The 21,663-nt window shown below is 52.2% G+C and carries 17 protein-coding genes; 7 read left to right on the forward strand and 10 right to left on the reverse strand.

The window, feature by feature from the left end:
* The first annotated feature begins 101 nt into the window (after positions 1 to 101).
* Positions 102 to 1,454, forward strand: a complete 1,353-nt coding sequence (gene gorA / locus ACLJRH_RS07770) for a glutathione-disulfide reductase (RefSeq protein ID WP_000160778.1) — start codon at positions 102 to 104, stop codon at positions 1,452 to 1,454.
* A 46-nt stretch (positions 1,455 to 1,500) separates the two neighbouring features.
* On the opposite strand, the gene fraE is transcribed toward gorA, so the two are convergent.
* The 5 genes from fraE to ACLJRH_RS07795 all read right to left on the reverse strand — a co-directional run bounded on the left by fraE (position 1,501) and on the right by ACLJRH_RS07795 (position 6,757).
* Entirely contained in the window at positions 1,501 to 2,544 is a 1,044-nt protein-coding gene (gene fraE / locus ACLJRH_RS07775) for a fructose-asparagine asparaginase (protein ID WP_023137378.1), read from the reverse strand.
* A gap of 58 nt (positions 2,545 to 2,602) precedes the next feature.
* Positions 2,603 to 3,922: an anaerobic C4-dicarboxylate transporter family protein gene (locus tag ACLJRH_RS07780; RefSeq protein WP_000498930.1), complete on the reverse strand. Its 1,320-nt coding sequence runs from the start codon at positions 3,920 to 3,922 to the stop codon at positions 2,603 to 2,605.
* Between the two features lie 53 nt (positions 3,923 to 3,975).
* On the reverse strand, positions 3,976 to 4,821 hold the full coding sequence (gene fraD, locus ACLJRH_RS07785; RefSeq protein ID WP_000028427.1) for a fructose-aspartate kinase: 846 nt from the start codon (positions 4,819 to 4,821) through the stop codon (positions 3,976 to 3,978).
* Between the two features lie 63 nt (positions 4,822 to 4,884).
* Entirely contained in the window at positions 4,885 to 5,862 is a 978-nt protein-coding gene (gene fraB / locus ACLJRH_RS07790; protein ID WP_077905336.1) for a 6-phosphofructose-aspartate deglycase, read from the reverse strand.
* Positions 5,863 to 6,037: 175 nt separating this feature from the next.
* Positions 6,038 to 6,757 carry a GntR family transcriptional regulator gene (locus ACLJRH_RS07795; RefSeq protein WP_023137377.1) on the reverse strand — a complete coding sequence of 240 codons (720 nt, stop codon included), beginning with the start codon at positions 6,755 to 6,757 and terminating at the stop codon, positions 6,038 to 6,040.
* A gap of 326 nt (positions 6,758 to 7,083) precedes the next feature.
* On the opposite strand from ACLJRH_RS07795, the gene ACLJRH_RS07800 reads away from it, so the two are divergent.
* Positions 7,084 to 8,733 (forward strand): alpha,alpha-trehalase, encoded by a 1,650-nt coding sequence (locus ACLJRH_RS07800; RefSeq protein WP_000934254.1) that lies wholly within the window; start codon positions 7,084 to 7,086, stop codon positions 8,731 to 8,733.
* A 12-nt stretch (positions 8,734 to 8,745) separates the two neighbouring features.
* Here the strand turns inward: ACLJRH_RS07800 and ACLJRH_RS07805 are convergent, their stop codons facing one another.
* Positions 8,746 to 10,335, reverse strand: a complete 1,590-nt coding sequence (locus tag ACLJRH_RS07805) for an STY4199 family HEPN domain-containing protein (protein ID WP_000185004.1) — start codon at positions 10,333 to 10,335, stop codon at positions 8,746 to 8,748.
* 280 nt (positions 10,336 to 10,615) lie between these two features.
* Here ACLJRH_RS07805 and ACLJRH_RS07810 point away from each other — a divergent pair, with 280 nt between their 5' ends.
* The gene (locus tag ACLJRH_RS07810) at positions 10,616 to 10,972 is read left to right on the forward strand and encodes a glycoside hydrolase family protein (protein WP_001120252.1); all 357 of its coding nucleotides are present in this window, start codon (positions 10,616 to 10,618) and stop codon (positions 10,970 to 10,972) included.
* Between the two features lie 5 nt (positions 10,973 to 10,977).
* On the opposite strand, the gene ACLJRH_RS07815 is transcribed toward ACLJRH_RS07810, so the two are convergent.
* Positions 10,978 to 11,580 (reverse strand): response regulator transcription factor, encoded by a 603-nt coding sequence (locus ACLJRH_RS07815; RefSeq protein ID WP_001196091.1) that lies wholly within the window; start codon positions 11,578 to 11,580, stop codon positions 10,978 to 10,980.
* A gap of 631 nt (positions 11,581 to 12,211) precedes the next feature.
* On the opposite strand from ACLJRH_RS07815, the gene ACLJRH_RS07820 reads away from it, so the two are divergent.
* From ACLJRH_RS07820 to ACLJRH_RS07830, 3 genes are all read left to right on the forward strand, one after another.
* Positions 12,212 to 13,111, forward strand: a complete 900-nt coding sequence (locus ACLJRH_RS07820; RefSeq protein WP_000358048.1) for a LysR family transcriptional regulator — start codon at positions 12,212 to 12,214, stop codon at positions 13,109 to 13,111.
* A 72-nt stretch (positions 13,112 to 13,183) separates the two neighbouring features.
* Entirely contained in the window at positions 13,184 to 14,212 is a 1,029-nt protein-coding gene (gene yhjD / locus ACLJRH_RS07825) for an inner membrane protein YhjD (RefSeq protein WP_000191230.1), read from the forward strand.
* 350 nt (positions 14,213 to 14,562) lie between these two features.
* On the forward strand, positions 14,563 to 15,885 hold the full coding sequence (locus ACLJRH_RS07830) for an MFS transporter (RefSeq protein ID WP_001148981.1): 1,323 nt from the start codon (positions 14,563 to 14,565) through the stop codon (positions 15,883 to 15,885).
* Between the two features lie 39 nt (positions 15,886 to 15,924).
* On the opposite strand, the gene ACLJRH_RS07835 is transcribed toward ACLJRH_RS07830, so the two are convergent.
* Positions 15,925 to 17,985 carry an AsmA family protein gene (locus ACLJRH_RS07835; protein ID WP_000158671.1) on the reverse strand — a complete coding sequence of 687 codons (2,061 nt, stop codon included), beginning with the start codon at positions 17,983 to 17,985 and terminating at the stop codon, positions 15,925 to 15,927.
* A gap of 109 nt (positions 17,986 to 18,094) precedes the next feature.
* Positions 18,095 to 18,862: a cyclic-guanylate-specific phosphodiesterase gene (gene pdeH, locus ACLJRH_RS07840; RefSeq protein WP_001635926.1), complete on the reverse strand. Its 768-nt coding sequence runs from the start codon at positions 18,860 to 18,862 to the stop codon at positions 18,095 to 18,097.
* 228 nt (positions 18,863 to 19,090) lie between these two features.
* Here pdeH and ACLJRH_RS07845 point away from each other — a divergent pair, with 228 nt between their 5' ends.
* Positions 19,091 to 20,020, forward strand: coding sequence for a sugar kinase (locus ACLJRH_RS07845; protein WP_000037575.1), 930 nt, complete (start codon positions 19,091 to 19,093; stop codon positions 20,018 to 20,020).
* Between the two features lie 53 nt (positions 20,021 to 20,073).
* On the opposite strand, the gene ACLJRH_RS07850 is transcribed toward ACLJRH_RS07845, so the two are convergent.
* Positions 20,074 to 21,561: a M16 family metallopeptidase gene (locus ACLJRH_RS07850; RefSeq protein WP_001163182.1), complete on the reverse strand. Its 1,488-nt coding sequence runs from the start codon at positions 21,559 to 21,561 to the stop codon at positions 20,074 to 20,076.
* Positions 21,562 to 21,663: the final 102 nt, after the last annotated feature.

The following is a 21,663-nucleotide window of genomic DNA, read 5'->3' on the forward strand; positions in this document are numbered from 1 at the left end:
CAGCCATCGGTGGAACCTTTCACCTTCAGGTATACAATCGCGAATATTTTGGCGGGTAGCGCAGAATCTATCCGTCCGACAACGAACATAAAGGAGCGGTCATGACCAAACACTATGATTACATCGCTATCGGCGGCGGCAGCGGCGGTATCGCCTCGATTAACCGCGCCGCTATGTACGGCCAGAAATGCGCGCTCATCGAAGCCAAAGAGCTGGGCGGTACCTGTGTTAACGTGGGCTGCGTGCCGAAGAAAGTGATGTGGCATGCCGCGCAGATTCGTGAAGCGATTCATCTGTATGGCCCGGACTACGGTTTTGACACCACGATTAATCAGTTCGACTGGAGCAAGCTGATTGCCAGCCGTACCGCGTATATTGACCGCATCCATACTTCATACGACAACGTGCTGGGCAAAAATAACGTGGATGTGATTAAAGGCTTTGCCCGCTTTGTCGATGCCAAAACCATTGAGGTGAACGGCGAAACCATCACCGCCGACCATATTTTGATCGCTACCGGCGGCCGTCCGAGCCATCCGAGCATTCCAGGCGTGGAATACGGCATTGATTCCGACGGTTTCTTTGCGCTGTCTGCCTTGCCGGAGCGCGTCGCGGTGGTAGGCGCAGGTTATATCGCTGTTGAACTGGCTGGCGTTATCAACGCGCTAGGGGCGAAAACGCATCTGTTTGTCCGTAAACATGCGCCGCTGCGCAGTTTTGACCCGATGATTAGCGAAACGCTGGTTGAGGTGATGAACGCCGAAGGCCCGCAACTGCATACTCACGCCGTGCCGAAAGCGGTGGTAAAAAACGCCGACGGCAGTCTGACTCTGGAACTGGAAGATGGCCGCAGTGAAACCGTTGATTGCCTGATCTGGGCCATTGGTCGCGAACCGTCGACCGACAATATTAATCTGGCGGCAGCGGGCGTGAAAACCAATGAAAAAGGTTACATCATTGTCGATAAATTCCAGAATACCAACGTTGAAGGCATTTACGCCGTTGGCGATAACACCGGCGCAGTGGAGTTAACGCCAGTCGCCGTCGCCGCCGGTCGCCGTCTCTCCGAACGCCTGTTTAACAACAAGCCGGACGAGCATCTGGACTACAGCAACATCCCGACCGTGGTCTTTAGCCATCCGCCTATCGGCACCGTCGGGTTAAGCGAGCCGCAGGCGCGCGAGCAGTACGGCGACGAGCAGGTAAAAGTCTATAAGTCATCGTTTACCGCTATGTATACCGCGGTGACGACGCACCGCCAGCCGTGCCGTATGAAGCTGGTCTGCGTCGGGCCGGAAGAAAAAATTGTGGGTATCCACGGTATCGGCTTCGGCATGGATGAAATGTTGCAGGGCTTCGCAGTGGCGCTGAAGATGGGCGCTACCAAGAAAGACTTCGATAATACCGTCGCTATTCACCCGACCGCATCGGAAGAGTTTGTGACCATGCGTTAATATCTTGTGCGCCCATCTTCGAGGGTGGGCGCACAAGCCTGCATGATTAATACGTACTGAAATAACTCTGGATCAGTTCCGGATTACGCGTCTGAGTTAATGCCGTCATCAGCAAGACTCGCGCCTTCGCCGGGTTGAGCGAGTCAGACACCAGCCCTGGCTGCCCTTTATCCAACGGTACGACGCCGTTTCCGGTGCGGGAAGCGCGCACCACGATAATCCCGGCTTTCTCCGCTTTTTTAATCCCCGCGTCGCTACGTACCGAGACCGAACCTGCACCGGTTCCGGCATAAATAATACCGTCCGCGTGATGGGCGATCGCCGCATCATACATATATTCCGGGTCGTCCTGATAGCCGTAAATAATCACCACATTGGGTAATTTTTTGATATTACGTACGTCAAAAACAGAGCGCAGGGTATGAATTTTTTCCACCCGCGTTTCGAACTGTGGCTGACCATTAACGATGCCCCCCAGATAGCCCTCTTCCGGCGCTTTAAAGGTATCCAGAGTCGTGGCATTGGTTTTCGTTACAAAGCGCGCCGAACCAATACGATCGTTTAAAACCACCATCACGCCGCGTCCCTTCGCATTCGGGTCAGCAGCCACCGTGACCGCTTCCAGCAGGTTCATTGCGCCATCGGCGCTGATTGCCGACGCGGGCCGCATTGCAGCGGTAAACACCACCGGTTTGTCACTTTTCACGGTCAAATTAAGAAAGTAGGCGGTTTCATCGAGCGTGTCAGTGCCATGAGTAATAACCACACCGTCAACATCGTCCCGCGCCAATAACGCATTTACCTTCTGTGAAAGTTTCAGGATAATATCGCTGGTCATATTTTCGCTACCAATATTCGCCACCTGCTCGCCGTCAACGCGAGCGATATTATTCATTTCCGGCACGGCATTTATTAATGTTTGCACGCCAAGTTCACCAGATTTATATCCGGCGGTTTGCGTATGATTGGCTGCCGTCCCGGCGATAGTACCGCCTGTCGCGAGAATAACAATATGCGGTAGTGACGTTGTGCTAAATACACAGTGGCTGATGAGCAGCAACACGGCGGCCATGAAAACTCTGATTTTCATTTTCTTCCTCTGAATTAAAAATAATAAGTGACGTGTGCTATAAAAATATTAATAACAATCAGGCCAGAACCATTTTTCCTATTAACAGCCCGACAATGACCGAGACAATCACGTTAACTAATCCCGGACGCATAAAACTATGGTTAAGCACATATTTGCCGATACGCGTCGTACCGGTATCGTCAAACGCCAGCGCCGCCAGACACTGCCCCGCCACCGGAATAAAGAAATAGCCGTTAACGGCAGGCCAGGAGCCGATTAACGCATAAGCGGGCAACCCTAACGCCAGCCCCAGCGGCAACAGAATTAACGTCGTTGCCGCCTGGCTGCTGACCATAGCGGACACGAAAAACATCATAATGGCGATAAGCCAGGTATGCTGTTGCAATAGAGTTTGCACTTCTGCCTTAATCAACGCGATATGACCATTCACGAACGTCTCACTCATCCAGGCCAGGCCGAAGGCGCAGACAATCGCCAGCGCGCCCGCCCGAAATACCGTACCGCTGATAATTTGATCGACCTGCGGCCGGCATAACAACACAATCAGGCAGGCAAAAGAGAGCATCGTAATCTGGATAGCGGCGGACATCGAAAGCGGTTGTAGCCCTTTCGCTGTCTCCACCATGGGCCGCAGCGCCGGAATCAGTCCTAACAGAACGATAACGATCGCGCTGGTCAGAAATAACGCCACCGACAATTTGGCGCGCGAAGTGGCCACCGTATTTTTACTTTCTTTCTGCGCAGGTTTAATTAACCCTTCAGCAAGCCGACGTTGATATTCCGGATCGTCTTTTAACTCTTTTCCTTTATTAAAGGTCGCTATTGCCCCCATCGCTACACCGATTAACGTGGCAGGCACGCAAATCATCATAATGGTTGAAATAGAGACGCCCAACGGCGCCATTAAACCAATCATCGCCGCCATGGCGGCAGATATAGGACTGGCGGTGATCGCCTGTTGCGATGCAATAACAGAAATAGATAAAGGACGTTCCGGTCGAATACCTGAATCCCGTGCGACTTCAGAAATAACCGGCAGCAAGCTATAAACGACATGCCCCGTTCCTGACATAAACGTGAAGATATAACAGATAAACGGCGCTAATAACGTAATGTAACGAGGGTGGCGACGCAGAATTTTTTCCGCCAGTTTGACCAGTAAATCCAGCCCGCCGGAGGCCTGTAAAGATGCGGCCGCCAGGACAACAGAAAGAATTATCAGAATAACATCAATCGGTGGCGTAGAAGGCGTCAGGCCAAAAATAAAAACCATCACGCCGACGCCTAACCCGCCGACCATCCCTAAAAATACGCCGCCGATCCTGGCGCCTATCATCAGGGCCACAAGGATAAAACATAATTCCGTCCAAAACATACTTCCTCCTGGGTTATCTGGAGTGAGTGTCGCTTTACATTGAGGGACGTAACCTATTGTGCAAACGGTTTACCAAAACCAAATGCGCCGTAATGAGATAAAATCTGCGCCGCCGATTTCCCGCCCTGCCACATGGCGCGTAACACGCTTTCTTTATCGGGTTCCGCCATACCCGATTGCAAAATGGAAAGCAAAAAACCGGTTAAGAAGGCGTCGCCTGCGCCCAGCGTATCGACAGGTTCGATATAAACAGGTTGCCACTCCAGATAATCCGCGCCGGAAAAATAATAAACTTTTTCATGCCCGCAGGTGGCAATAATATGCCGACAGCCATAACGATAAAGTTTATTGAGTTTTATTTTGATTTCATCTGGCGATAACCCGCTGCAGGAGATAAATCCGTAATCTACCCACGGGCATACCTTTTCAAAATAGTCGTCTGTACCGCGCCCGGAAAAATCAAAAGAGAGTAAGACGGTTTGTTGTTTAATTTTCTCCAGCTCCGATTCCAGATGGCCGTTAATACTGGAATGGACTAATGTAAATTGTGATATATAGCGAAGATCATCGTCAGACAGGCTAAAAGGATGTTCCCGCAATACGCCGTTTTTGTTGCTGGCGACAAATTGTCGATCGCCATGCGAGAGACGGATACAAGCATATCCATTTTCGCCGGTATAATGGCGGCTGTGAGAGATATCTATCTGTAGCTGGTGTAATACATCCTGTACGTGCTGCGCGGCGTCGTCATTGCCAAACGCCCCCATAAACGCGCTGGGGATGTCTGCTAATTTCGCATAGACAGCAAAATTTAATGCATTACCGCCGGGGTACATGATGCCGGAATGCAGGTATTTATCGACAACGTTGTCGCCAATACCCAATACGCTGATGCTCATCATTATTCCTTGTTTGTCTTTACAATAAAAAGCGTCCCTGCTTTTTTATCCATCCTGATGTAATTAATATTCCACTTTCCACATATAGCGGCGCGTCGTTAACGGATGCTGGCGCGCCTCAGCTAACGCCCGATTGTAAACGGGATAAACGTTATTAAAGAGAGAGTGGTTAAAGTAATCAATAACCGTGGTTTTAATGGTCGATAGCCCCAGCTCTTTCGCATCGACAACTTCAATCCGGCGGCCATATTTTTTCAGGAAGTTTAACGCGCGTTCATCCACCGCCCGCGTATTGCCCTCGGAAAACTGGAAGAAGAAAGGCGTATTCGCATCGGTAATTTCAAACGGCCCGTGGAAAAACTCACCGCTATGAATACAGGCGGAATGTATCCATTGCATTTCCATAAAGATACAGATGCTCTGTAGGTAGGCTGCGCCATAGCCCGCGCCGCTGGCGACGGTGTAAATGACTTTATCGTCTTTATATTCCTGCGCGAACGCCTGCGCACGCTCCGCAACCTGCTCGCAAGCGCGCCAGACGATACGGTTGATTTTGCTGACGCCATCCTGAAAATCGTCGTAGTGCGCATACCCTTCCGTCTGCTGGAGCAGTTCGACCGCACTCAGCAGGCCTTTCATCGTTTTCTCTCCGGCAATATCTTTACCGTCGCCAAACGTGTACGTTTCCACATAGTCGCAATGCGCCACCAACGGTGAATCCATTACCCAGGTTAAACCAATGACCGGCGCGCCGTGTTGACGGGCGATTTCAGCCGCTTTAATTGTCTCTGGCGTATTACCTTTGTGGGAGGCGACAACCACAACGGCATTTTCTCCCAGCGCTACCGGCGGGTTGTTAATAAATTCTCCGCTGTTATACAGACCGACAGTCAACGCTTTCGCTTCTTTTTCTAAAAATGCTTTCGCCGGATAGAACGCCGCATAAGAACCGCCGCACGCCACATAATAGACGTGTTTAACGCCTCCTTTCTCTGCCTGGCTGGTCACAATATTGCTAACTGTCTCTTTCATACCCATCATGCTTTCCTCTGGTTCCATCAATGATACAGGCGAGGATTCGCCATAAATGACTCATAATGTATTGTTATTTTTATATGACATTTAAAGACATTTGATCAAGATGGAAACCAAAAAAAATCGGGATCCGCGATCTGGATCCCGATTCAGCCTGCTCTTCGTTAGCGTAATGCTGACATCATACGGTAAACCGTATTTTATCGCCGACAATCAACTGTTGCGAAACGCAGGAGAGTTCTCCTTTGTTATCAATCATTTCACTTTTTATCAGGATCAGCGGATAACCCTCGTTGACGCCAAGATAATGGGCGACTTCAAAGCTGGCATAAACCAGTTCGATCATCTTACGGGAGTGGGTAAACCATAAATGGTATTTCTCGCGTAAGCATTCATACAAAGAGTGATTATTAAGATCTTCGTCCAGCAAAAACGCAAAACGTGGGGGAAGATGTACGGTTTCCAGCGATACCGCCACATCGTCGGCATAGCGGATACGTTCAATGACGACCGCTTTTTCGCCATCGTTCATATTCAGTAACGCTTTTGTCTCATCGTCTACCGATTCAAAAACGGATTTGATGGTGCGTGACCCCGGGCGACGTCCCTGAGACTGGCATAACTCGCTGAAACTCATGATGCCGGTCATGCTGCGCTGAAATTTCTCACCAGAGACAAAGGTGCCTTTGCCGGAGACACGGGTCAGCAAATTTTCACGCGTCAGCGCATCCAGCGCCTTACGGACCGTGACCCTGCTCACCTGCCAGCGCGCGCTCAGTTCATTTTCCGTCGGGATCTGCTGGCCTGGTTTATACTCTCCACGCGCAATGGCCTCTTTTAAGGCGGTTTCAAGCTGCTTATAAAGCGGTTTGGCGCTTTTACTGTCGGGTTGCTCGATCATTTGTATCCATTTGTATTATCATGGTGCCATAGCTTGTATTATAACTATTTACGTTACCTTTGCTTGTGAATCCACGCCATGCGGCGATGTAGTGATACCGCTATGAAACGAATATTCTGATTTTAGGTCTGGGACGGGCGCCATGAAAATAGGATTTTCGCAATATCATTCAGTAATTTATGAAGTGTTTTTCTTGAGGGGGTAAATTGCAAAATGTGATCTACCGCACACTTTGCCACTCAGGTATCGAAGCGAATGTCTACGCTTAATAGACAGCCGGGCAACACCCGTATCTTTTACGACGCAAGCCGGAGGTCCTTGTCATTATGCTCAACCAGAAATTAAACCCCACGCCTTCTGAAGATCTGACTATTGATGTCGATCTGCTTTATGAAACAGACCCGTGCGAGTTAAAGCTGGATGAAATGATCGAGGCGGAACCGGAGCCGGAGATGATCGAGGGGCTTCCCGCCTCTGACGCCCTGACCCCTGCCGATCGGTATCTCGAACTGTTCGAGCATGTACAGTCAACAAAACTGTTTCCAGACAGTAAAACGTTCCCGGACTGCGCGCCGAAGATGGACCCGCTTGATATCCTGATCCGCTACCGTAAGGTCAGACGCCACCGTGATTTTGACTTACGCCGCTTCGTCGAGAACCATTTCTGGCTACCGGAAACCTTATCCAGCGAGTATGTCTCTAACCCCGAAAACTCGCTCAAAGAACATATTGACCAGCTTTGGCCGATACTGACGCGCGAACCGCAGGATCATATTCCGTGGTCTTCGCTGCTGGCGCTGCCGCAATCCTATATCGTGCCGGGAGGCCGTTTTAGCGAAACCTATTATTGGGACTCTTATTTTACCATGCTGGGTCTGGCGGAAAGCGGGCGCGAAGACTTACTTAAATGTATGGCGGATAATTTCGCCTGGATGATTGAAAACTATGGCCATATTCCCAACGGCAACCGGACCTATTATCTGAGCCGCTCGCAGCCGCCGGTTTTCGCCCTGATGGTTGAACTGTTCGAAGAAGATGGCGTGCGCGGCGCACGGCGTTATCTCGACCATCTCAAAATGGAATACGCCTTCTGGATGGACGGCGCCGAATCGCTGGCACTCAACCAGGCTTATCGCCACGTTGTGCGGATGCCGGACGGTTCCCTGCTGAACCGCTACTGGGACGATCGCGACACGCCGCGCGACGAGTCCTGGCTGGAAGATGTCGAAACCGCAAAACATTCCGGTCGTCCACCCAATGAAGTCTACCGGGATTTGCGCGCCGGGGCGGCGTCCGGCTGGGACTATTCTTCACGCTGGCTACGCGATGCGGGCCGGCTTGCCAGCATACGTACGACCCAGTTTATCCCTATCGATTTGAACGCTTTTCTGTATAAACTGGAGAGCGCTATCGCCAATATTTCAGCACTGAAAGGCGAACGTGACACCGAGGCGCTATTTCGCCAGAAAGCCAGCGATCGACGCGCCGCCGTGAACCATTATCTGTGGGATGATGAAAACGGCTGTTATCGGGACTATGACTGGCGACGCGAAGAAATGGCGCTCTTTTCCGCCGCCAGTATCGTGCCGCTGTATGTCGGTATGGCGAACCATGAGCAGGCCGACCGTCTGGCAAACGTGGTACGCAGCCGCCTGTTAACGCCCGGCGGGATTATGGCGACCGAATACGAAACCGGCGAACAGTGGGATAAACCGAACGGCTGGGCACCGCTGCAATGGATGGCGATTCAGGGCTTCAAACTGTATGGCGACGATATGCTGGGCGATGAAATCGCCCATAACTGGTTAAAAACGGTGAACCATTTTTATCAGGAGCACCATAAACTGATCGAGAAATACCATATTTCCGGCGGTACGCCCCGCGAAGGCGGCGGGGGCGAGTATCCGCTACAGGATGGATTCGGCTGGACCAATGGCGTGGTGCGCCGCCTGATTGGCCTTTACGGAGAGCCTTAACCTGCTCCGGCCTCAGTGAATCGCATCATAAATGGCTGACTGAATTTTCAGCCATTTTTTATTGTCTGCGCTGGGCCGGGCCTGAGCGCGCAGTCGGGCCTGCTCCGTATCGTGCTGCTGGCGCGTCACAACAGCCGGAACGGTGCAAAACGTTTGCAAATAGGTTTTATGCATCGCGGTCAGCGGCGCGCCGCTCGACATGTCATGACTTAACGTTGTGATAAATCGTCGGCAGGGTTTGACCTCATCCATCAGCGCGGGATAACGCAACAACAGTTGCAGCACCTCGGTATGTCCTGCCGCAAACGCCTGCTCCGTCCACGCGAGCTGCCAGTTCATTCCGCCCTGGAGGAACAGCGCCGTCACCCGCGTATCATTGCGCTCTATCGCCGCCCGCATGGTAAACGCATCCCAGGTAATCCCCATATGATTGAGCGTTTCCCGCGCGGAAGGCGCCTCGCGCGGCGGTTCATCCTGCGCCATTGCGGGAGCTTGCCCGTTATCGGAGCCTGGCGACGACGAACTAAATAGCCAGAACGCGCCCGCCAGTATCGCCAGCGTCATGACGCCAACCGCGCCCCACAAAGCGCCGGAAATAAGTTGCTCACGCTCTTCAGGCGTACGCGGAGGCCGCTTACGCGGTGGTTCTATGCTCTCGCTAATCTCATGCTTATCTCCCCCGGCCTGCCGATCTTTAAGCCGCGCGGTTTCCCAGAACTGGCGCAATTCACGTTCATCCGCCAGCAGAAACGAAGCGGGATTCACGCGGGTACGTTTTTCGGCATAGGCGCGCTGGATGGGCCGAACGATTTGCTGATACTGAACGTTTAGCAGCATAAGCTGCGCTGAGGTGAGCGGCTGCCTGGCGATAACCTCGTTTCGCGCGAGGCGACAATCATCCAGAAACATACGCAGAGTGGTGCGCGACTCGGCGAACAGCGTTAACGCTGAGGCGTCATTAAAAATTCTGACGTAATGACGGGCAAACAATTTTTTATCGACCACCATAAGCGCCAGTTCGCTGAACAACATGCCCTCCAGCGCATGTTGATCTTCTCCCTGTTTTAACCACTGGCGCAAACGGTCCGGGCCAAAATGTTGCTTGAGGTAGTGATTCAGCGACGCCCGATCCGGCCATGCGCGCGCAATAAGCGCTTTTAACGTCAGTTCTATCGCCCGAAGCTGACGCTGCGCCTCAAGATGCGCCTCCTGGTCGGGGTCTTCCAGCTCAGTTTGATACGTCAGTAGCGGCTGCTGCTGACGTAGATGTTCCAGCGAGGTGACAAAACGCAACGCGGCAAGGAGTTGATTTTCGCTCACCTCTTGCCCGCTGTCATACTGGGGAACATGCTGCTGAAGGTGACGCAGTTGCAGCATAAACTGGCTCAACTGCGCGTCATTTATCCGCAATTTTTTCGCCACCGCGCCCCAACCGCCCAGGTTAAGACGCGCCTGCTCAAGTTGTTCCATGAACCACCGGGGCTCTTTTCCCTCTGTGGTATGAATACCCAGCAGCAGCAGGATTTCTATTGATGCCTGGCGGATAATCCCCAGGCTATGTTCAAAAGGCGCGCGTGTCGCCTGCGAAGCGCTATTCGTCATTATCTTCCCTAAAAAGACGATCCCGCGACGAGATCTTCATTTTCTTTTAATTATGTTTTTTCATAGATATAACAGATTTAGCCACATTTCAGTGACTTAATCTTAATGATTGCAAATTTATAAGAAGATCGGTTACTAACCAAAAACATCAGTTTTTCATTCTGTCAACGCGGCGTGACGCTGAACGGCATAGACCTTTTCCCTGCCTGCGTTTGGCCGTCTGACCGCTAGTCACGCGTGCAGCACACTTTATAATCGCGCTTTTTATGAGAAAGATGCCATGCCGCACATTTCATCTCGCTTTAGCTCCGCCTGCATCGCGTTTATTAAACAGTGGCAGGGTCTGTCGCTGGAAAAGTATCGCGATCGGCAGGGTAACTGGGTGATTGGTTACGGGCATATGTTGACGCCGGATGAGACGCTGACGTTCATTACGCCCGAACAGGCGGAGGCATTCTTGCTGGATGACCTCAATAGCTGCGATATGCTGCTACAGAATTGTTTGCCGGAACTTAACGATCGGTTTCAACGCGAAACGCTTATTGCGCTGATGTTCAGCATCGGACATCAGCGTTTTTTATCATTAATCAATACGGGTGATATTTCACAGCCAGAAATAAGCGGGCTGCGAATTTAACGTCGTTAATTCGATTCATTTAACATCATGGCGGCCTGGGTACGATTTTTTACATCCAGCCGCCGGTAAAGCGACTCCAGATGCGCTTTAACCGTCCCGGTACTAATATTTAACGCCCGCCCAATTTGTTTATTTGATTCTCCTGCGGCAAGCATCTGTAAAATTTCCCGCTGGCGGGCGCTTAACGCTTTTATATCACGGGACTCCAGCTCCGTTGAATTTAACCAATCCCCCGGTAAAAACATCATCCCGCGAGCGACAGCATTGAGCGCAAGGACAAAGGTTTCGGCATCAGAATCGCGTGGCACCACGGCCTGAACGTTAAATTGCATGACTTCATGCAGCCACTTTTGACTGCCATCCATCGCCGTGATAATAATCTTCACCTCCGGAAATTGCTGCGCGATTCTTTGTAACACCTCGCGGCAAAATTCAGCATCCAGGCCGCTATCCAGCATGACCAGCGCATCCGGCGCGCTTTCTATTTTTTGCCAGAGTTCTTCTGCCTGACCGACACTCTGGATACTTATTCCTGAAATGTGCTGCTGCAAACTGATTTTCATTCCATGAATAAATATTGACTGCCTGTCAAACATGATTACCTGCATTACTTTTCTCCACCTGGGTAAGATAATAGTCTCAAGATGAGGAAGGGTATTACCCGTAGGGTAAAATAAGAAGTCGCCATTTGGTATAGGCCATTTTACCGATAGTCATTGGTTGAGGAAGGGAAAGGTTATGAATATTTACAGCTTCAACATCGGGATTACAGAATTCGCTAAAATTAGCCTTTTAAAGTAAGGAATATCTTATTAGTACAAACAGACAAGGCTAATTTGAATATTAATTTAATGAAGAGTACGCCTGGCGCGTCACAAAGGAAATATCTGCTTTTCGCCTGATGTGTTACAAAAAATAAAGTAGCACATTTTGTTAAAAAAATAGCCAATCCGCCTGAAAACCGCGACGATGGGTCAATGACAATACCGTGTATGTACATGCATTTCTCTCTCCCACTACACCCGCGGCTATCAGCGTGTTTTACCGCTCTCGTCCCGTTTATCGGCTTTTTGGCGCTAAAAAGCCTGGCCGGAAGGCGATAAATCCGCCGCGCAACGTGATCAGACGTATTCGTCACGCGAGCAATGATTGCGAAAGGGCTTATTAGATGCTAGAAAATCAATAAAACCAGCCGCTTCAGCGTCACTGTTTCAATAAAAACAATAATAGAGCCTGATGATGGATAAAATATATGCAATGAAATTGTTTGTACGCGTGGCGGAACGGGAAAGTTTTTCCCGCGCAGCAGAGGATATCGGCCTTCCCAAAGGCAGCGTCTCACGGCAAATACAAGCGTTAGAACATCAACTGGGCATCCGCCTGCTCCACCGCACCACCCGGCGGGTACAACTTACTCAGGACGGAATGGTTTACTACGAACGGGCAAAAGATCTGTTGAGTAACCTGGATGAACTGGAAGGTCTTTTCCAGCCTGATCCCGCCAGTATCAGCGGCAAAATACGGGTAGATATACCGCCAGGTCTCGCAAACAGCCTCATCATGCCGCGCCTGCCCACTTTTTTGCATCAATATCCCGGCATTGCGCTGGAACTTTGTAGTAGCGATCGACAGGTCGATTTACTACGGGAAGATTTCGACTGCGTGGTGCGTACAGATCCGCTACATGCGCCAGGGATACTGACGCGCCCGCTTGGCAAACTGAGAAGGGTGAACTGCGCCAGCCCACAATACCTGGCGCGCTTTGGGTATCCAGAAAACCTTGACGACCTCGCCTCACATGCGGTGGTGCATTATTCATTGACGCCGGGAGTCTCTTCACCGGGTTTTGCCTTTGAAACTCCCCACGGTATGCAGTGGGTAAAAACCGGCGGAATGCTAACGGTAAACAGTACGGAGACCTGGCATACGGCCTGTCTGGCAGGATTAGGAATCATTCAGACGCCGCGCATTGCTGTACGGGAGGCGTTACGCGCCGGAACGCTCATTGAAATTTTACCGCAATATCGCGCCGCTCCACTGCCGGTGACGCTGCATTATCCCCATCGCCGTAATCTTTCCCGCCGGGTACACCTGTTTATGGTATGGCTGACTGAAACCATTAAAGAGGCCGCAGAGTAGCCGCATTTTCAGTATCCACCGGGGAGAAGCTATACTGACATATTCTATTAATGATGAAGGACTACCGACCTGATGACGCAGGAAAATGACGTAAAACGCCCTATTCAGGAACTGGAGCACGACCCGATACAAAAAATAGAAACGCAGCCGCATGACGCCCCGGAAAAAAACGAAAAGGCAAATCAGGCGTTGCATTCCGTCACCTCCCTGGTGCAAAAAATTCAGCGTCAACCAATGGTGGCCCACCTCATTCGCGCGACCGAACGTTTTAACGATCGACTGGGTAATCAGTTTGGCGCGGCTATCACCTACTTTTCGTTTCTGTCGATGATCCCGATAATGATGGTGTCCTTTGCCGCAGCAGGTTTTATCCTCGCCTCGCACCCTAATCTACTGGAAGATATTTTCAGCAAGATATTGATGAATGTGAGCGATCCTACGCTGGCGTCCACGCTTAAAAATACGATTAATACGGCGGTTCAACAGCGTACCACGGTAGGGCTGGTCGGACTGGGTATCGCGCTCTATTCCGGCGTTAACTGGATGGGCAACCTGCGGGAAGCGATTCGCGCCCAGTCACGGGACGTCTGGGAGCGCAAGCCGCAGGATCAGGAGAAAATCTGGCTCAAATATCTGCGCGATTTTATCTCGCTGATTGGATTATTAATCGCTTTAATCATTACGCTGTCCATTACTTCCATCGCCGGTTCCGCCCAGCAGATGATCATCTCCGCCTTGTATCTCGACAGCATCGAATGGTTAAAACCGGCCTGGCATTTGATCGGTCTGGCCATCTCTATTTTTGCCAACTATCTGCTTTTCTTCTGGATTTTCTGGCGACTGCCTCGCCATCGTCCCCGTAAAAAAGCGTTGATTCGCGGGACATTTATTGCCGCTATCGGTTTTGAGGTGATTAAAATCATTATGACTTATACGCTGCCGTCACTGGTGAAATCGCCTTCCGGCGCAGCGTTTGGCTCCGTACTCGGTCTGATGGCCTTCTTCTACTTTTTTGCCCGTCTGACGTTATTCTGCGCGGCCTGGATAGCCACCGCCGAATACAAGGACGACCCGCGAATGCCGGGTAAAACGCAACGCTAGTCTGCGGCTTGCTGCCGAATGGCACGCACGGCGTCGTCATTCGGCCTACTGCTGTGTGTACCCAGGCCGGGCAAGCAAAGCGTACCCGGCGGTACAATCAGGCACGTCCTTCCGCCTCATCTCATTGTTTCAGCATATAAATCCAGTAATTAACTTTTATTTAACCAGAAACCAGTTTTATCCACCAATTCTAAAATTATGTGAAGCATTTCATAGACGCAAAATGGCTGGCTTAAACATTATCCCCTTTTTGCGCTTTTTTTGACCATTTTTGGCTTTTGTTACACATTGAAATATAACTTTTGCTGTGCGTAATATGGCTATTCGTTCGCTAAAAATAAGAAAATAGTATGCAAGCAACCGCCACAACACTCGACCATGAGCAGGAACATGTTCCGGTAAACTCACGCAATAAAGTCGTTATTGCCTCGCTTATCGGCACCGCAATTGAGTTCTTCGACTTCTATATTTACGCCACCGCTGCGGTGATCGTGTTCCCCCTTATCTTCTTCCCCCAGGGCGATCCCACTGCGGCAACGCTACAATCGCTCGCCACCTTCGCTATCGCGTTTGTGGCGCGTCCGATCGGCTCTGCGCTATTCGGCCACTTCGGCGACCGGGTAGGCCGCAAAGTCACGCTGGTGGCTTCGCTGCTGACGATGGGGATCTCCACGGTCATTATCGGTCTGTTACCGGGCTACGCGACGATAGGTATTTTCGCGCCGTTGCTGCTGGCGCTGGCGCGTTTCGGTCAGGGACTGGGGCTGGGCGGCGAATGGGGCGGCGCAGCGTTATTAGCGACGGAGAATGCGCCGCCGCGCAAACGCGCGCTGTATGGCTCCTTCCCGCAGTTGGGCGCGCCGATCGGCTTCTTTTTTGCCAATGGCACCTTCCTGTTGCTCTCCTGGCTGCTGACCGACGAGCAGTTTATGAGCTGGGGCTGGCGCGTGCCGTTTATCTTCTCGGCGGTGCTGGTGATTATTGGCCTGTATGTGCGCGTGTCGCTGCATGAAACGCCGGTGTTTGCGAAAGTCGCTGCAGCGAAAAAACAGGTAAAAATACCGCTGGGCACGTTGCTGACGAAGCATGTCCGCGTAACCATTCTCGGCACGTTTATCATGCTGGCGACCTACACGCTGTTCTATATCATGACCGTCTATTCCATGACTTACAGCACTGCCGCCGCGCCGGTAGGGCTTGGCTTGCCGCGCAATGAAATACTGTGGATGCTGATGATGGCGGTGATTGGTTTCGGCGTGATGGTGCCCGTCGCCGGCCTGCTGGCGGACGCATTTGGCCGTCGGAAAAGCATGGTCATCATTACCACGCTCATCATTCTCTTCGCGTTGTTCGCCTTTACCCCGCTGCTGGGTTCAGGCAATCCAGCGCTGGTATTCGTATTCCTGTTGTTAGGCCTGAGCCTGATGGGACTGACCTTCGGCCCAATGGGAGCGCTGCTGCCGGAGCTATTTCCGACGGAAGTGCGCTATACCGGCGCATCGTTTTCCTACAATGTGTCATCAATTCTGGGCGCTTCCGTCGCGCCATATATTGCCGCATGGCTGCAAAGCCACTACGGGCTGGCGGCGGTAGGGGTTTACCTGGCGTCAATGGCGGCGCTGACGCTGATTGCACTGCTGTTAACCCATGAGACGCGTCATCAGGCGTTGTAATAGGGCGCCGGATGGCGTCATCCGGCGCTACGTTTCACGTTACTGCTTCATCTGCGTTAAAATCGTCCGGCACTGATTGGCTTCGCCTTCAGAGGGCGAAATGAGCGCCAATAGCGCGGCGGCGGGCGTTACCAACGTCGCCAGCGCTGCCGCAACCGCGCCGCGCGCAATCAGCGGGCCGGGCTTGACGCCCGCCTGCGGATTTTTAAATGTCCCACGCACGTACAGCGGCGATCGCAGCGTAATAATACGAATCCCCTTACTTTCCGGATCAATGGTTAAATCGAGCTGTTCAGAGGCGAAGCTCGCCGTACCGGTCACGTTAATCAACGCATTTTCTGTATCAAAAGCAAAAATTTGCGGTCGCGCCACGCCGTTCGCAATATTGAGATTCGCCGCCGCGCAGTTAACCCGCACTTCGTCATCGCCAAAAATCTGCCCGACAATATAGTTGCCGACGTTCAGTCCCACGATTTCCATCAGGTTGCGGCTAATCAATCCATCATTCATCAATAATTTCAGATTGCCGTTACTGTTGCCAAGCAGCGCGGCGACCGAGTTGCCCGTCCCGCGAATATCCGCATCGCCGTTCAGCTCGCCCAGCGTTTTCTGCATCAGCTCCACATCCGGCATCAGTTCTTTAAGCTTCAGCCGACGCGCCTGTATATCCGCCCGCCCCTGCATTGGTTTTTTATCCCCTTCCAGATGGATGTTGGAGACAATACTGCCGCCTGCCAGACCAAACTTCAGCGGCTGTAGACGTAAGTCGGCGTTTTTCAGGATGATATGGGTCGAAAGATCGCTAATCGGTAGACTGCCGCCATGCTCAATACGTCGGCCTTTAAACCGGACATCGGCGTCCATAACGTCCCATTTGTCGGTTTCAAAGCGATCGTAAGGCAACACTTTATCCGCCGGCTGAACATTCTTCTCGCCTTTGCGCTGTTCAGACCGTTTCGACTGCTCAGCGTCTTTCCCGGAATCCACGCCAATCAGCGGCCCAAGATCGGCCAGTCGTAACTGGCGCGATTCGACATCGCCTTCCAGTTTAGGGCGCGGTTTACCGGTGGTATAAGTGAGGGAGCCGTGGATATCACTGTCGCCAATGCGCCCGTTAAAACCGCGATAATCAAATACCGATGACTTTTCGGCGTCAATTTTCGCCACCAATCGCCCATCGGTCTCAAACGGCGGCGTATCCGGCAGCAGCACGCCGGTTAAATCATATAAATCGCCCAGTGAATCGCCAGAGAATTTAAGCCGCAGATCGACGCCGCCCATTTTCATCGGCTCGTTCACCACGCCGCTAAAAGCCACCCGCGTGTTGCCAGAGCGGAAATCGGCCTGCACAGGAAAAGGCGTACTTTCGCTGCGTAGCGCCAGCATACCGCCTATTTTGCCCGTACCGGTCAACGGTTCCCCGTTATAACGCCCCTGCGCCTTCAGGCCGAAGACATAGTCGCCCACGCTGGATTTGTCTGCTTTGCCTTTCGTTCCCGTCACTTCGCTGAACGGCAACGGTTTGCCTAACGGATCGATCAGAATAGTGATATCCGCCTTGCTGACCTTATCATCGATCGCGATTCGCCCCTGGTCGAAGAGAATATTATCCAGCCGGAAGGACCAGGCGGAAGGTTTAGCATTGGGGTCCGTATTCTTGTCTTGCGCGAGGTTAAAGGTCCAGTTATTGGTTTTCTCGGACAGACGAATAAGACGCGCGTCGGGTTTCACCAGTTTGATCCACGGCAGCCAGACGGTTTTGGTCAGGAGCGCCAGCGGAGCAAGCGTCGCCTCAACGCGTGGCAGATGTACCATCGTGACTTCCGGAATATCCGGCGGATTGCCGAGAATGACGTCTTCCGCGTGAACATGCGGCCACGGTACCCAGCTTCGCCAGCCGGTCTCCTGTTTTTGGCGTTCCCACACCACGCCTAAATCGCCGCGAATAGCGAAAGGCCGGTTCAATTCGGTAGAGACTTTCTGGTTGATGGTCGGTTTGAGGCGGTTCCAGTCAAATGTTGCGATCAACAAAATCACTATGGCGATCAACAACAAGAAAGTCCCTGTGATGGCGGCGGTTATTTTGCCTGCTTTAGTCATGTGTTATTTCCTCACTTCTTCCCTTGCCTGTCCTAAAGATAGTTCAGCCAGACGAAAAAGGAGGATGACCGCGCCTCGTAATACCACGTATTACGGGAACAGTCTGGCATTACAGGGTCAGAATCACCTCTTCGAGCGATATCAGCGGCACGGGTCGAGAAAGAAAATAGCCCTGGGCGGCAAAGGCGGGCGAACGCTGCACATCACGCCACTCTTCCAGCGTCTCCACGCCCTCGACAATAACGCCGCGGCAGTAGCGGTTCATCAGTTGCAGCAGCAGAATGAACAGGTTGCGCCCCTCCGCGGACTGGCGCAGCATGACGAACAGCTCTCGCGCCACTTTAATGTAGTCATAACGCACTTCGCTCAGCGCTGAAAAATTGGCCATACCAGTACCAAAATCATCCAGCCACAGCGGGCCGAGCTCACACATCGAGGCGAAAGAGGAGTCTTTCGGCAAACGAATATGTTCCACCAGTTCGAAACGCAGCCAGGGTAAGCGCTCCATCGCTGCCAGAATGTCCGGCTGTCGTCGCATGGCAATCAGCGTAGGGCCGTCGACATTGACCGATGCCAATAAGTGATGGCGAGTGAAAAAATCCGCTTTTTGTTCAAGCTGATGAAGTTGTTCTTTCACTACGTCAATGCGGTGTCGAACCGCTAACTCCGCGAAATAACGATCCGGGGCAATACGTCTGGAAGGGTTATCAGGATGGGTGACGACAGTGAGAAGTTCAACCGCCATCAGACGGCCATCCGTCTGGTATATCGGCTGGTAAGTATAGGCACGCTCGCATTGCAGCCAATAGCGCCGTTCCTGCAAATTCTCTATACCTGCATCAGGAACGCGTAGCTGCTGGATAACCTGCTTTATCATCTCAGTTGTCCTGTTAATGGGAGTGTGACTGTCCGGACTCGTCAAAGGTTATCGGCGTTCAGGCAGAGAACTTTACCCTCGGTCCCTGGCAAAATAAAAACAGACCACGAAACTTGTCAAAAATACGCACTTGCTCAAAAAAATAATGGACCGATGTTTTAATATTATTGACCACTAAACATCCACAGCGCACACTAACGCTAATTTTTACAGATCAGGTTCACGACTATGTCTAAAAAGATTGCCGTGATTGGCGAATGCATGATTGAGCTGTCGCAGAAAGGCGCTGATGTTCAGCGCGGCTTCGGCGGCGACACGCTGAATACCTCCGTTTATATTGCCCGTCAGGTCGATTCTGCCGCTCTGGCCGTTCACTATGTGACGGCGCTGGGTACCGACAGTTTCAGCCAACAGATGCTGGAGGCGTGGCAGCATGAAAATGTGGATACCTCGCTAACGCAGCGGATGGAAAATCGCCTGCCAGGCCTCTATTACATCGAAACCGATGATACTGGCGAGCGTACCTTCTACTACTGGCGTAACGAAGCGGCAGCGAAATTCTGGCTGGAGAGCGAGCAGTCAGCGGCTATCTGCGAGGCGCTGGCGACCTTCGATTATCTCTACCTGAGCGGCATTAGCCTCGCGATTTTAAGCCCGACCAGCCGTGATAAGCTGCTGTCTTTATTGCGTGAATGTCGGGCCAACGGCGGGAAAGTCATTTTTGATAATAACTATCGCCCGCGTTTATGGACAAGTCGCGAAGAAACGCAGCAGGTCTATCAAAAGATGCTGGAATGTACTGATATCGCCTTCCTGACACTGGACGATGAAGACGCGCTATGGGGCCAGCAACCGGTGGAAGAGGTCATTGCCCGCACCCATGCGGCAGGCGTACAGGAAGTGGTGGTAAAACGCGGGGCGGACTCTTGCCTGGTCTCGATTCAGGGCGAGGCGCTCATTGACGTTCCGGCAGTGAAACTGCCGAAAGAGAAAGTGATAGACACCACTGCCGCAGGCGACTCCTTCAGCGCCGGTTATCTGGCCGTTCGTTTGACGGGCGGCAGCGCGACGGATGCCGCGAAGCGCGGACACCTGACGGCCAGCACGGTGATTCAGTACCGTGGGGCCATTATTCCGCACGACGCGATGCCGCAGTAAGTCATTCGCTCTTGCCCGGTGGCGCTGCGCTTACCGGGCCGACAGGCGGCAGCTTACTGTGCCGCCGGTGTTTCCGTCACTTCCGGATGCGCCTCATCTGCTTCAACAGCGGCGGCAGTTGTCGGGACCATGATTTCATCCCACGTCGCCTTTAACGCCTTCATATTAAATTCCGGCTCGCCTTGCGGTTGCAGCAAAATTAATGCCATCTCCTGCGATAGCTGCTGACGTAGATTCTGATTGAGCATATCGACGGTCAGGCTGTTGAGGAAATTCTGACGCAGCTTCTGATACTGCTCCGGCGCGATATCCACCACCTGATTCTGCAGCGAGCGCATACGCTGTCCAGTCAAAATGTCAGTATCGGTACGCGCGTAGGTCGCGAACAGCTTTTGCAATTCGAGATTTTTCTGCGCCACCAGAGCAGTAAACTCCTCTTCCGACAAACCTTTATCGCGTACTTTCGCCAGTTCATTCGCCACCAGGCTCAAATTGGTATTGAGCTTATCATTAGGTGATTCAATGTTGATGGCGCACTGCGCGCGCAGGAACAGAACCCGGCAGTCAAACCCCAGACCAATATCTTTCGCGTTATTTTTAGTAAGCTCTTGCTGGATATGCCAGAACAGCGCTTCGCGCGCCAGATCCGCCTGCCAGTAGCGCAACAGCGCCGCCGACTCGCGAATCGGTTGCCACGGCGTATCCCACATAATGGAGAGACGATCCTGGCGCACCGCATCGGTCATAATGCTCACTGATTCCGCCCGCAGCGGCGAAAGCGTCGGCACCGGGGCGGGCGTTTCGCGTTTACCTTTCAGCGTACCGAACGTTTTATTGATCTGCTCGGCGACGGAGCGCGCATCAATGTTGCCGACAACAATCAGCGTCATGGCATCCGGGGTGTACCATTTTTCATAGAAAGCCTGAATTTTGGCTGCGTCTACCGGCTGCTTTAACGGTTCCGCGGGATCGTGCCCCAATAACGCCGACCCTTTCAGCCGATAACGCCACCAGCCCTCTTTAGTATCTGCTGGCCACGTCGCAACCATATCTTCGCTGCTTAACGCATGATTCACCGTCTCTGGCGTAATGGTTAATTTACCGGAGACGTTAGCCAGATAGGTCAGCGCTTCTTTCAGCAGATCGTTACGGTTATTGGGTAAACTGAGGTTATAGAGCGTGGAATCATAAGAAACAATAACGGGCGGCATGGGACGTTTCGGATCAAACCCTTGCTGCCATAAAGAACGTGCCTGTGCGGCATCCAGACCACCGCTTTGCGTCAGCGCGATACGGGGAATCGCATGGCTGAACCCGCTCTGTTGCGTACTTTCGGTGAGCGAACCGGTATTAACCTGGAGACGAACTTCAATACGATCGCTGGGGCGCTGAGGCGTAGCCAACACTTGCCACTGTAACCCATTAGCCAGCGTCCCCTGTTGCCATGCCGGATCGGGCTGGAGCGCATCTGCCTGCACATAGCCGGCAGAGGCCAACATCAACAGACTGCCCGCTAAGAGTCGAATTTTTGTGCCCTGCATGTGAACCCCTGATCAACAATCCTGGTAATAAAAAGACAGCCCCGGCAGGGATGCCTGAATATGACGTAAAAACACTTCGTGTTAGACCGCGAGAACCTAAAA

Source organism: Salmonella sp. SAL04162 (assembly GCF_046551535.1).
GTDB lineage: Bacteria > Pseudomonadota > Gammaproteobacteria > Enterobacterales > Enterobacteriaceae > Salmonella > Salmonella enterica.